The organism is Candidatus Amarobacter glycogenicus, from assembly GCF_016704105.1.
Classification (GTDB): Bacteria; Chloroflexota; Dehalococcoidia; order Tepidiformales; family Tepidiformaceae; genus Amarobacter; species Amarobacter glycogenicus.
The window spans coordinates 386,482-398,768 of the sequence record NZ_JADJAT010000002.1 but is presented as its reverse complement, the minus strand read 5'-3'; the positions used below and the strand labels follow the sequence as shown (position 1 = coordinate 398,768).

The following is a 12,287-nucleotide window of genomic DNA, read 5'->3' as shown; positions in this document are numbered from 1 at the left end:
TCTCAGGGGGTCAGCGGGTTCCTCAGGATGTAGATCGCGTGTGTGCGCAGGAGGGGGACGGCGGCCAGCGGGCCATACAGCCATGGCGCCCATTGGCCCGCGCGCCGCGCAAGCGGTGGCGCCAGCGTGATAGAACGCGTTCGCATCGGGCTGCGCGGGAACCAGCGCCGGACGTCCTCCTTCGTCACGGGGTGGACTGCCCTGTTGCCGGGGTTTCGGCGTCTCATGTCATAAATGATGATGAAGCCGCCCGGTTTCGTAACCCGCCGGAGTTCGCGGGCGATGCCAGCGCTGATCTCCTCGTCGGGCACCGAGCTAAACAGCGTGAACGCAATCGCCAGGTCAAACGTGGCGTCGGGCTCGGGCACCGCGTCCGCACTCCCGGCGTGGACCCGGATCTCCGGGGAGTGCGCCTTGCAGTAGTCGACCGCGTCCGGGTCGAGGTCGATCCCCGCGATGTGTTCCGGGCGGGCGCCCCACTGCACGAACAGGCGCATGTTGTAGCCCGTCGAGCATCCGGCCTCGAAAGCACGCAAAGAATCGAGAGTGGGCCAACCGTTCTTGCGCAGGAACCGCGCCAGGAAGCGTTCACGCTCCTGGACCATGAGGAGGTTGCCGGGCTGCAAGATCGAATGGTCGGCCACGGTAAAGGGCACTCTATCTGTGCCGGCGGCTCCGCAACAGGGGAAACGTAAGGCCCCGGTTTACCAGGGGGCGCTGGGGTGTGGCCGGAGTGCCTGGTGGGATTCTGAGGCGCTTCGCCAGGGCGGCACGGAGCGAAGGGGCGGGAGTATCATCCTCGCCGTGGAGGGCAGGCGATGAGCATCGAGCAGACTTACGTAGAACGGAACCCGGCTTCGGCGCGGTTGTACCAGCGGGCGGGCAAGGTCCTGCCCAGCGGTGTCACCCACGACAGCCGGTTCGTGCGCCCCTTTCCTGTCTACGCCGAACGCGCCGCCGGAGCGCGAAAGTGGGACGCCGATGGCCACGAATTGATCGACTACGTCATGGGTCATGGCGCCCTCATGCTCGGCCACAACTACCCCTCGGTGATTGAAGCCGCCCAGGCGCAGCTGGCCCTCGGCACGCACTACGGTGCGAGCACCCTCAGGGAAATCGAGTGGGCCGAAGAGGTCACCCGCATCGTCCCTTCCGCCGAAGTCGTCCGCTTCACCAGCTCGGGCACTGAGGCAACCCTCATGGCCCTTCGCCTCGCCCGCACCCACACCGGCAAGCCCGGTGTGATCAAGTTCGACCGTCACTTCCACGGCTGGCACGACTACGTCGTTGCCAATTCCAGGTACTCCGTCGGCGCGCCCGCGGGCGTCCCCCAGGCCACACTCGACTCTGTCTCAGTCTTGCCCCTCGAGATGGCCGAAGTGCGCCGTACCGTGGAAGAGCGCGGCGACATCGGGGCTATCATCGTCGAGTCTGCCGGGGCATCGAGCGGACAGCTCCCGGTGCCGCGAGGCTTCCTCCACGAACTCCAGGCCTTCTGCCGCGCCCAGGGAATCGTCTTCATCATGGATGAGGTGGTGACTGGCTTTCGCTGGGCGCCGGGCGGTGTCCAGGAAATCGAAGGCCTCAAGCCGGACCTCACGACCCTCGCCAAAATCCTTGCCGGCGGCTTCCCCGGAGGCGCGGTCTGCGGGAGCCGGGAAGTGATGGAGTTCCTCCGCTTCCCCGATCCAGGCACGAAGACCGCAAAAGTCGGCCATCCCGGCACCTTCAACGCCAATCCTCTCTCCGCGGCAGCAGGGGTCGCCTGCCTTCGCGAGATTGCCGATGGCCGTCATCAGCGCCGCGCGAACGACCTCGCAGCCCAGCTTCGCGCCGGCATGAACGGCGTGATGTGCGAACTCGGCTTGCCCGGCTTCGTTTACGGCCAGGCCAGCGAGTTCCGCGTCGTCATCGCGGGGACGCAAGTCCCCGAGGCCCAGGACTATGACCCTCGTGATCTCCCGTGGGCCCTGCTGGAAGAAGGGATGCCCGCGGAACGGGCCCGCCTGCTCCACCTTGCGATGACGAACCACGGTGCTCACCTGTTCGGCGCCGGGGGCCTCGTCAGCTCCGTTCACACCGAGGCAGACATCTCGCGCACCGTCGGAGCCTGGCGAGAGGCGCTGCGCGAAATGCGCGACGAAGGCGCGGCATAGACCAGTCGTAGTGGTCTTTCGCCAAATGTCCCCCGAGAGGGACTAAGATGGGTGCGTGGCGTCGTTCATCGTCTTCCTGCTGGTCGCCGGGATCCCGTTCGTGATCTTCGGGATAAATGCGCTGAACGCGATGCGCGAACAGCGCGGTATCGCGGCCGGTATCCCTCGGCCGAAGCAGGCGAAGGAACCGCGCCGCAAGAAGGCTCGTGACGCTCGTCTCCGCCAACGCCGTTCCGTCTACTGCGGCAAGGAATTCACCCACTTCGCTCTTGCCATCGTCGGCTCCCAGGATTCCTGCAAGCGCTGTACCTACTTGCAGGAGGTGCCGCCCCCGCCAGGCGACGGCGACGGTGAAAGCGACACCCCGGGGAGCGACTCCGACGCCGCGGTACGCGCGGCCGAGGCCATCATCGACCGGGCCCAGCAGTAACTCACCGCTGCCTGGCGCCGCACGTTCCGTCCTATAATCGCCCCACTCACTTTCCGGAGATCTCCATGCAGTACACGCGCCTGGGCCGCACCGGCCTCCAGGTTTCCCGCCTTTGTCTCGGAACCATGACGTTTGGGCTTCAATGCGAAGAGCGCACCTCCGTCGCCATCATGGACAAGGCATTCGGCGCCGGGGTCACCTTTTTCGATACTGCCGATGTCTATCCGCTCGGCGGCACCGGCGACACCGTCGGAAGGACTGAGGAAATCGTCGGCCGCTGGCTCCACGGTCGCCGCGACCGCATCATCCTCGCCACCAAGTGCTTCGGACGTTCCGGCCCCAACCGTTGGGACCAGGGCAACTCCCGTAAGCACATCCTCGATGCGGTCGAGGCCTCCCTGCGCCGTTTGAACACGGACTACATCGACCTCTACCAGCTGCATGGACCAGATCCCGAGACGCCCATCGACGAAACCGTGCGCGCGCTCGAGGATGTCGTCCGCTCAGGGAAGGTGCGCTATGTAGGCTGCTCCAACTTCCTCGCCTACCAGGTCGCCCGCGCCATCGGTCGGAGCGAGGCGTTGGGCGTGGTCCGCTTCGATTCGGTGCAGCCGCGTTACAACCTCCTCTTCCGCGAGATCGAACGTGAACTACTCCCCCTCTGCCGCGAAGAAGGCATCGGCGTGATCCCATATAACCCCATTGCCGGTGGCCTCCTCAGCGGCAAGCACAACCGGGACTCCGGTCCCGAGGAGGGCTCGCGCTTCACGCTCGGTACTGCCGCTGAACGCTACCAGGACCGCTACTGGCACGAGGCGATGTTCGAGACCGTCGAGCAACTGCGCCCGATCGCGAACGATGCCGGCATGGCCCTCCCCGAGATGGCCGTCGCCTGGGTGTTGGCGAACCCGGCGGTCACAGCACCGATCATCGGCGCGAGTCGCCCTGAACAACTCGATGACACGCTCAAGGCGGCCGAAGCGCCGATGAACGCCGAGTTGAAGAAGACGCTCGACTCGCTCACCGCGCAATACCGGCGCGGAGACGCAGCACGCTAGTGAGCGAGCTTGCCGAGTTGCTGCAAATCGCCCGGCGGGCGGCGGTCATTGCGGGTGAAGTGATCATGCCCCTCTACGACGCCGGGACCGCCGTCGAGCTGAAAGCCGACCGGACCCCCGTCACCATCGCCGACCGCAATGCCGAACTCGCCATCCGCGAGTTCCTCGCGCGTGAGTGCCCCGGACACGGGATCCTCGGCGAGGAATTCGGCGAGACGCCCGGCGATGGCCGCCATCGCTGGATCCTGGATCCTATCGACGGCACCAAGTCGTTCATCCACCATGTGCCCCTCTTCGGCACGCTCGTCGCCCTCGAGCGCGATGGCGTGCCGGTCGCTGGGGTCATCGCCTGCCACGCGGTCGGCGAGACCGCCTCGGCGGCCCAAGGGCTTGGAGCCCACCTCAACGGTGAGCCATGCCACGTTTCCGCCACCTCCGAGATCCGCGAAGCTACCATCACCATGACGAGCTTCTCGCGGATGCTCCGGGGGCGCTCGGCGGGCGTCGCTCGGCTTGTCCAGGAGTGCGGCCTGACACGGGCCTGGGGTGACTGCTATGGCTATCTTATGGTGGCGACCGGCCGTGCCGACGTCATGCTCGATCCCGTCATGAGTATCTGGGACGCTGCGGCCCTCTACCCGGTAATCCGCGAGGCCGGGGGCGGTTTCTCCCAGTGGGACGGAACGCCCGTTCTAGGCGACTCCGTCGTGGCCACGAACGGCGTTCTTCATCCCGCGGTCCTCCAGGCGCTTGCCGTCGCCCCGGAGTAGCGAGGCGGGAAAGACGGTCCGGTATGGCCGTGATTCTCGCACTTTCGGCCGCTCAGCGGGCACGGCCGGACGTTGTACCGTCTTCATGTCGTGCGCGAATGCCCCACCTGTCATCGGAAAACCATCGACACCGACGTCGTCTGCCTGGTATGTGGCCAGGACCTCCGGGCCGCGCGGTTTGCTCCTCCGCCGGGAGCCCCAGGTCCCCAGTCCGAGTTCGTATCAGCGCCTGATTCGCCGACCGTTTCGGGCGAGGAAGTGCCAGGGTGGTTCCGGGAGCGCCACCCGAACATCGAGTTGTTCGCCTGGCTCGTGTGGGCGCTCGCTCTGCTGGGTTTGACCGCATTCGTCACGCTAATCCTCGCCGCCTTGCGCGAGGACAACCGCGACGGTTGGGGCTTGCTCATTGGGTTCGCGATCTTCCTGGCGACGGCCCCCAGCGTCATCCTCGTCACGACGGCCCTGGCAATGCGGCTCCGCCGGCGCGACGTTCAAACGTTCTGCGGCATGGCCCTCTGGTTCCTGGCGATTCCCATCCTCCCGGTTTGGTGCTGTTTGTTCGTCGCCTCGCGATTCTCCCGTCAACCCGGGATCCCGAACGCACTCCGCGCGATGAACCGCCTGGCGACGAGTTCTATCCTCACCTTCGCGTTCGTTGCGTTTTCCATCGGCGGTTTCGCCGGTGTCCCGCTTGTGCTTGCCTGGCTGCTAGTGCTCATTTGGGCTCCCGTTTCGCTGGTGAAGGCCCGGCGCCAGGTCAGTGCGGCATCCGGTGCGCCGGGCTCCAGGTTCCGCGCACCGCTTGCTCCTTGAACCGCGCCTCACGAAAAAGGGTCCCCCGCTGTGGGGACCCTCTTTCAAAGTGCTCGGTAAAGCAGTGACGTGTTCGATCAGGCCTTCCCGATCTTGAACATCCTGGTGCTGCAGACGGGGCACGAGCCCTCGGTGGCCGGCTTGCCATTCTTCATCGTGATGGGCTTCGGGGTTTTCATCTCCCGTTTCACCCTGCACTTGAGGCAGTAGGCTTCCAACTGGTCCTCCTTCTTTCCGCCCGCGGGTGGGCGGACTTCGGCGAATTGATAGAGTGTCTACGCGGATGCGCAGGTTCGCCGTTCCATCAGGCATGATCGGAGCCCGATGCGGGCATGTCAAGAGTCTAAGTGAGTCTGGACACGACATAAGACGAGGATTTACGGGAATTGGCCGAAAGAAACACCTTCCGCGGCCGGATCTCACCGGTATCACTCACCGAACCGATGCCCACGAACTCCCCCAGGGCTCCGTAGATTCGGACAGGGTCAGCGGCCCGGATCGTCCCGCCGGGAGCCTGCCAGGCCACGCCATGAGCCACTGCGTCCACGCCTTCCGCACCGAGGATTGCCGCATCGATAACGCTGATCCCGTCATCCGTTGGGAGGAGCAACTCGTCCAGCGCGCCGTCCGCGGCGGCGGCTTCCAGCCTCTCTAGCGTCACGGCGCCCTCCAGGGAGAACGGTCCAGCTCGGTGGCGCCGCAGGGCCGAAAGGTGTCCTCCGCATCCCAGTGATTGGCCGAGGTCCCGCGCGAGGCTCCGGATGTAGGTCCCGGACGAACATGAAACGTCGATCGCTACCGTCCCGGGGCCGGCGATTGCCGCGTCCAGGCCATGCACGGTGACGCGACGCGCCGCTAGTTCGGGTGCCTCGCCGCTCCGCGCGAGGTCGTAAGCGCGTCTCCCTGCGATTTTCAGCGCGCTGAACACCGGTGGCTTCTGGAGGATCGGCCCGCGGAACGCTTCCAGGTGGTCATCGAGGATTCCTTCGTCCATCCGGGGGACGGCCGATTCTTCGAGGGTTTCGCCTTCGGCATCGTCGGTGGTCGTCGTTCGTCCGAGGGCGATCGTCCCCGTGTAGCGCTTGTCGTGCCCTGTGAGGTATTCCACCAGCCGGGTCGCCTGCCCGAGGCAAAGCACCAACAAACCCGTGGCCATCGGGTCCAGTGTGCCGGTATGGCCGATCCTGCGTTGCCCGGTGATGCGGCGGGCTTTCGCCACGACGTCGTGGCTTGTCCAGCCGGCCGGCTTGTCGATCAGCAGGATGCCGTCGAGGCCGCTGTCACTCCGCTTGCTCACGATAGTCGTTACTCACTTTGCGGATCAGGTCGGAAAGCCGCGCGCCGCGTTCGATAGAAGGGTCGAAGCGGAACGTCAGGTTCGGGATCGCACGCATCTTCATGCGGTGGACGAGTTCTCGGTGCAGGAAAGGTGCGGCGTGTTGCAGCGCCGTCAGTGCATGTTCCCGCTCCTCGTCCGTGCCCAGGTGGGAAACGAAGACTGTCGCGTGGTGCAGGTCCGGCGAGACCCGCACTTCCGTGATGGTGATCAGGCCCTCGCCGACGCGCGGGTCCTTCACCTTGCGCAGGATCAGGTCGCTGATCTCAGCCCGAAGCAGTTCGTTGACGCGGGTTGTGCGGAGAGACATGGCATTCCGGCCCGCAGCAATGCGGGCCCTCCGTTCGTTGGGGCGCTACGCCTTAACTGACGCGCTCTTCATGGATGAACTCGATGACGTCGCCGTCCAGGAACTTGTCGAAGTTGCTGAGGACGACTCCGCACTCGTAGCCAGTCTGCACTTCCCGGACATCGTCGGCGAAGCGTTTCAAGCCCTCGCAGCGAGTTCTGGTGAGCTCCTGGTTGTTGCGCAACACGCGGACATTCGATCCGCGCCGGAGCGTGCCATCGGTGACGAAACACCCTGCGATCCCGCCGAGCCGGCTCGACTTGAACAACTGCCGGACCTCGGCATGTCCGTCGATAACCGTCTGGAAGACGGGCTCGAGCATACCCTGGAGCGCCTTCTCCACGTCCTCGAGCACCTGGTAAATGATCGCATAGGAGCGGATTTCGACGCCCGATACGTCCGACCGTTTCTTGGCTGATGGGTCGATCCGCGTGTTGAACGCGATGATGATCCCGTTTGAAGCTTCTGCCAGCATGACGTCGCTGTCGCTGACAGGCCCGGTTGCCGAGTGGATGATCTTGACCTTGACCTCGGCGTTGCTCAGCCGTTCGAGAGAGGCCTTGATCGCCTCAGCGCTGCCGCGGACATCGGCCTTCAAGATGATGATCAATTCCTTGAGCTTGCCGGTCGAAATCTCGTTGAAGAGTGTGTCCAGGTTGACGTGCGCATGCGCGGTTTGTTCCACTGCTTCGCGCCTGCGCCGCCGTTCCTCGACGACCTGGCGTGCGAGCCGCTCATCCGCCACGGCGCGGATGCGTTCGCCCGCTTCCGGGACGGATTCGAGGCCCATGATCACCGCCGGGAACGCCGGCGGCGCTTCGCGGATGCGTTCGCCACGATCGTTGAACATCGCCTTGACTTTGCCACTCGTCTCTCCGACCACCAGGGCATCGCCCTGGCGAAGAGTCCCGGATTGGACGAGGACCGTCGCGATGGGCCCGCGGCTGGAATCAAGTTCGGCTTCGATCACGACCGCCGAAGCTGCCCGGTCCGGGTTCGCCTTCAGCTCGCCCACTTCGGCGACCAGGTTGATCGATTCCAGGAGATCCGCGAGGCCGTCGCCCCGGGTCGCCGAGACCGGGACCGCGATCACGTCGCCACCGAAGTCCTCGACGACGATGTTGTGTTCGGTGAGTTGCTGCTTCACGCGGTCCGGATTCGCGGCGGGCATGTCGATCTTGTTGATGGCCACGATGATCGGGACGCCGGCGGCGAGCGCGTGGTTGATTGCTTCAATCGTTTGCGGCATCACGCCGTCGTCGGCGGCAACAACCAGGATCGCGATGTCGGTGACCTGCGCTCCGCGTGCTCGCATCGCCGTGAAGGCGGCGTGGCCCGGGGTGTCGATGAACGTGATGAGCTTCCCGCCCATCTCCACCTGGTACGCGCCGATGTGCTGAGTGATACCGCCCGCCTCGCCTGCCGCGACCCGGGTCTTGCGAAGCGCATCGAGGAGGCTCGTCTTCCCGTGGTCGACATGGCCCAGGATAGTGACGACGGGCGGCCGCGGCTTGAGCGACGCCGGGTCATCGTGGATCTCTTCTTCTTCCACCGCGGCCGGCGCTACTGCGGCTTCAGCCGCCGGTTCCTCCTCGGTATCGAATCCTAGTTCGACCGCGATGATAGCGGCCGTGTCGTAGTCGATCGTCTGGTTCTGGTTCGCCATCACGCCGTTCGTCATAAGGCGCTTGATAACTTCGATCGGTGTTACGCCGACGAGGTCCGCCAGCTCTTTCACGGTGAGCGCGCGCGGGATGCTCACGACCTGCGAGGTGGGTTTTGCCGTCATACAGTTTCGCTTTCTTCTGCCGGCAACGTCATTCCGAAGACGCGAAGGGCCTCGATATCGTCCAACGCCGGGGAGATCTTAAGTGCATTTTTTATGGTAGCGCCTTTGAGGGCTTTCACCCAACATCGCCGCAGGGGATGGAGGTAGGCGCCGCGTCCCTCCGCCTTCCCGCTGGCATCGACAGCGATTCGCCCGTCAGGCGTGCGCACGATTCGGATGAGCGTGCGCTTCCCTTGTTCTGCGCGGCAGGCGATGCATGTTCGCTGTGGAACAGGGCGCGGCCGCGGTCCTGGCGAACTCACCGGTGTTCCTCCGATTAGTGGATCCGGCCGGAATACTCGATGTCGTCCATGTCGTCCTCTTCTTCTTCCGAGAATCGGGATGGACGCCGCTGCTTCTTCGCTGCGGCTTTCGCCTTGGTCGCGTCCTCCGGCTCCTCCCGGCGGATGAGGTCTTCTCCGAAGCGGATCGCGGAGGGGCGGGACTCCGTCACCACCGTGGTCGGGATTTCGTATTCCTCGTCCTCGTCTTCTCCGTAGTCTTCCGACTCTCGTTCCTCGCCCTTCGGCACAGCCATGCGATCAACGATCGAGGCGAACGAGATTTCTTCTTCCTCGGTGCCGGCAGGTGCCGGCTCGGCCGCCGGCTCAGCGCTCGCCGCAGCCGGAGTGGCCTCGGCAGGCACGGCGACGGCCTCTTCCTCTGCCGCCGCCGCGATCTCCTCGGCTTCGCTGATGATGTCGATGTCCGGGGTTTCACCCGGTGCGTACGGTTCGAAGGCGAGCGCTTCTGCCGGTTCGCCGGCCTCCGTGCGATCCTTCGATGCCTGGCTCTGGATCGTGATTCGCCATCCCGTCAGTTTCGCTGCGAGGCGTGCGTTCTGGCCTTCTTTGCCAATCGCCAGCGAGAGCATGCGGTCCGGGACAACGACAGAAGCAAGGTGCTCGTGCTCGTCGACTTCGCATTCGAGCACCTGGGCCGGGCTGAGTGCGTTCGAAACGAAATTCGCAGGATCCGGATCCCACTTGATGACGTCGATTCGCTCGCCGGCAAGCTCGTTCACGATGTTCTGGATCCGGCTGCCGCGCATCCCGACGCACGCGCCGATCGGGTCGATGTTCTGGTTGCGGGCATGCACCGCGACTTTCGAGCGGTGCCCGCCCTCGCGCGCAATGCTCTTGATCTCGACTGTGCCGGCCTTGATTTCCGGGACTTCCATCTCGAAAAGGCGGCGGAGGAGGTTGCGGTGGCCGCGGCTGACCACGATCTGCGGGCCTTTAACCGCCTTCAACACCTCGAGGACGAGGACTTTGACTCGCTGGCCCGGTCGCAGGTGTTCGTTCCGGACTTGCTCCGGGAAGGGGAGCACCGCTTCCGTTCCCCGCCCGAGCTCCACGATCATCTGGCGCGCTTCCACCCGTTGGACCGTCCCGACGAGGAGCTCGCCTTCCTTGCCGATGTACTCGTCGTACACAGCGTCGCGTTCTGCCTCTCGGAGGCGCTGCAGGACCACCTGCTTCGCGGTCTGCGCGGCGATACGCCCGGCATTCGGCGGAAGCTGTTCTTCGAAGTCGAGCACATCGCCGATGCGCACGTCGGGCTTCCACTTCATCGCGTCGCTCATCGTCATCTCGACGTTCGGCTCTTCGACTTCCTCGACTACGACCATTTGCCGGTATGCCCGGATATCGCCGCCGACCGGATCGATCTTCACGTTGATGTTTGGGGCGTTGTCACCCTCCCGCCGGAAAGCGGATGTCAGGGCGGCTTCGACTGCATCGAAAACGACCTCCCTGGGGAGGTTCTTTTCAGCGGCGAGAGCACTCAGTGCGAGCAAAAGATCGTTTTTCATAGTTCCAACAAAAAAGTGGGCTGCGAGCCCACTCCCAAGAAGGTTGTGCCATCGGCAGTATAGCACCCCGGCGCAACCGGGCGATGCCCGTTGGGATCAACGATTCCCGGCCAGTGATCGAAGCCTTTCCACGATGGCGGGCAGCGTTTCGAGCACGCGGTCGATTTGCGGCGCGGACGTGTCTTTGCCGACCGTGAGCCGGAGCGACGCGTGCGCGAGGTCCGAGTCGATGCCCATCGCGGTGAGGACGTGCGACGGTTCGAGCGCCCCCGTCGTGCATGCGCTGCCGCTGCTCGCGGCGATATCCGCCATATCGAGCGCGAGCAGGACGCTTTCGCCCTCGACGTTCCGGAAACAGCAGCTGAAGTTGTTCGCCAGGCGCCTTTGCCGGTCCTGGGGGCCAGTGATCACCGTGTCCGGTATCCGTTCGGGGATACCGAAGAGAAGCCGGTCACGCATCGTTGCTGCATGCGCGTTGCGTGCCGGTGCTTCGTCCCATGCCAGCTTCATCGCCGTTGCCAGTCCGACAATCCCTGCCACGTTCTCGGTTCCTGCCCGGCGCTCCTTCTCCTGGCTTCCCCCCAGGAGCATTGGCTGCCAGGGCGTCCGGTTCTTGATGTACAGCAATCCAACGCCCTTCGGTCCGTACAGCTTGTGGGCCGCAATGCTGAGCAAGTCGACGCCCAGCTTCGCAGGCGTGATCTCCATGGCGCCCGCGCCCTGGACCGCGTCGGTATGGACGACAACCCGCGGGTTCTTCGCCTTCGCGATCCGCGAGATCTCGGCAATCGCCTGGATCGTGCCGACTTCGTTGTTCGCCGCCATCACCGAGACGACCGTCGTCTCCGGCGTGACCGCGCCCTCGAGTGCTGCCAGGTCGAGGAAGCCCTCGCCGTCCACGGGCAGGTACGTAGCGCGAAAGCCCTCGTGCTCGAGTTGTTCCACCGTGTGGAGGACCGCGTGGTGTTCGATGGCACTCGTGACGATGTGGTTACCGTGGCCTCGTTCGCGTTGAGCGAGCGCCGCGCCGCGGATGGCCGCGTTGTCCGACTCCGTCCCGCCGCCGGTGAACACGATCTCTTTCGGAGCCCCACCAAGCAGGTCGGCGCATAGCTTGCGCGCGGCATCGATGGCCCGCCGAGCTTCCTGCCCTTCGAGGTAAATCGAAGAAGGATTGCCCCAGTACGTCTCAAGCATCGGCAGCATCGCCGCGATCACGCGCGGATCAGGCTTCGTCGTCGCCGCATGGTCCAGATACACCCGTGCCACCCACCAAGCCTAGCCCACAGCTTCCCGCAAAGAAATAACGCCGCCTGGTGCCGCCTCGTCGAGACTCACCGCCCATTCGGATCCTGTTGAGTGCGCCGGCCTCGACAGAACGTCGTCCGGCGTGGCCGAGGCGCCCGCGCAGGCGGGATCTAGCTCAAGCCCTGGCCCGCGAGGAAGTCCAGGATGTCCTGGACGGTGTGGATGTTCTCCGCGTCCTCGTCCCGGATCTCGAACTCCGCATCCTCTGAAAACGCCTCTTCGATGGCGATGGTGAGGTCCACGATGTCGAGGGAGTCTGCGCGCAGATCGTCGACGAGGTTCGCCTCGGGTGTCACTTCTTCGGCGCCGACCTTCAACTGCTTGACGACGACATCACGGACGCGTTCGAACACGGTTGCCATGGATTGGGCCTCCACCGGGAATTGACTCGTCTCGGGCGAATTTCCCGCCCGGTTAGGTTCAGGT

Annotated in this window: 14 protein-coding genes; 5 read left to right on the top strand and 9 right to left on the bottom strand. The window is 64.8% G+C overall.

Going from position 1 to position 12,287, the window contains the following annotated elements:
• Positions 1–2 precede the first annotated feature (2 nt).
• The gene (locus tag IPG14_RS06690; protein WP_343384135.1) at positions 3–644 is read right to left on the bottom strand and encodes a class I SAM-dependent methyltransferase; all 642 of its coding nucleotides are present in this window, start codon (positions 642–644) and stop codon (positions 3–5) included.
• Positions 645–818: 174 nt separating this feature from the next.
• On the opposite strand from IPG14_RS06690, the gene IPG14_RS06685 reads away from it, so the two are divergent.
• The 5 genes from IPG14_RS06685 (at position 819) to IPG14_RS06665 (ending at position 5,227) form a co-directional block, all read left to right on the top strand.
• Complete coding sequence (locus IPG14_RS06685) at positions 819–2,156, top strand: aminotransferase class III-fold pyridoxal phosphate-dependent enzyme (RefSeq protein ID WP_343384136.1); 1,338 nt, start codon at positions 819–821, stop codon at positions 2,154–2,156.
• 55 nt (positions 2,157–2,211) lie between these two features.
• Positions 2,212–2,586 (top strand): hypothetical protein, encoded by a 375-nt coding sequence (locus IPG14_RS06680; RefSeq protein WP_343391275.1) that lies wholly within the window; start codon positions 2,212–2,214, stop codon positions 2,584–2,586.
• Between the two features lie 59 nt (positions 2,587–2,645).
• Positions 2,646–3,644, top strand: coding sequence for an aldo/keto reductase (locus IPG14_RS06675; RefSeq protein WP_343391342.1), 999 nt, complete (start codon positions 2,646–2,648; stop codon positions 3,642–3,644).
• Complete coding sequence (locus IPG14_RS06670; protein ID WP_343391274.1) at positions 3,644–4,414, top strand: inositol monophosphatase family protein; 771 nt, start codon at positions 3,644–3,646, stop codon at positions 4,412–4,414. Before IPG14_RS06675 ends, IPG14_RS06670 begins: the two co-directional genes overlap by 1 nt.
• A gap of 258 nt (positions 4,415–4,672) precedes the next feature.
• Complete coding sequence (locus tag IPG14_RS06665; protein ID WP_343391273.1) at positions 4,673–5,227, top strand: hypothetical protein; 555 nt, start codon at positions 4,673–4,675, stop codon at positions 5,225–5,227.
• A gap of 77 nt (positions 5,228–5,304) precedes the next feature.
• Here the strand turns inward: IPG14_RS06665 and IPG14_RS06660 are convergent, their stop codons facing one another.
• From IPG14_RS06660 to acpP, 8 genes are all read right to left on the bottom strand, one after another.
• Positions 5,305–5,406 (bottom strand): DUF5679 domain-containing protein, encoded by a 102-nt coding sequence (locus tag IPG14_RS06660; protein WP_343385220.1) that lies wholly within the window; start codon positions 5,404–5,406, stop codon positions 5,305–5,307.
• A gap of 164 nt (positions 5,407–5,570) precedes the next feature.
• Complete coding sequence (gene truB / locus IPG14_RS06655; RefSeq protein ID WP_343391272.1) at positions 5,571–6,524, bottom strand: tRNA pseudouridine(55) synthase TruB; 954 nt, start codon at positions 6,522–6,524, stop codon at positions 5,571–5,573.
• Positions 6,508–6,873: a 30S ribosome-binding factor RbfA gene (gene rbfA, locus IPG14_RS06650; RefSeq protein WP_343391271.1), complete on the bottom strand. Its 366-nt coding sequence runs from the start codon at positions 6,871–6,873 to the stop codon at positions 6,508–6,510. Before rbfA ends, truB begins: the two co-directional genes overlap by 17 nt.
• Before the next feature lie 52 nt (positions 6,874–6,925).
• The gene (gene infB / locus IPG14_RS06645) at positions 6,926–8,701 is read right to left on the bottom strand and encodes a translation initiation factor IF-2 (RefSeq protein WP_343384142.1); all 1,776 of its coding nucleotides are present in this window, start codon (positions 8,699–8,701) and stop codon (positions 6,926–6,928) included.
• A complete protein-coding gene (locus tag IPG14_RS06640) occupies positions 8,698–9,003 on the bottom strand; it encodes a YlxR family protein (protein ID WP_343384143.1) in 306 nt (101 codons plus the stop codon). Before IPG14_RS06640 ends, infB begins: the two co-directional genes overlap by 4 nt.
• 14 nt (positions 9,004–9,017) lie before the next feature.
• Positions 9,018–10,553: a transcription termination factor NusA gene (gene nusA, locus IPG14_RS06635; protein ID WP_343384144.1), complete on the bottom strand. Its 1,536-nt coding sequence runs from the start codon at positions 10,551–10,553 to the stop codon at positions 9,018–9,020.
• Positions 10,554–10,649: 96 nt separating this feature from the next.
• A complete protein-coding gene (locus tag IPG14_RS06630) occupies positions 10,650–11,822 on the bottom strand; it encodes a cysteine desulfurase family protein (protein ID WP_343391270.1) in 1,173 nt (390 codons plus the stop codon).
• Between the two features lie 149 nt (positions 11,823–11,971).
• Positions 11,972–12,223, bottom strand: coding sequence for an acyl carrier protein (gene acpP / locus IPG14_RS06625; RefSeq protein WP_343384146.1), 252 nt, complete (start codon positions 12,221–12,223; stop codon positions 11,972–11,974).
• Positions 12,224–12,287: the final 64 nt, after the last annotated feature.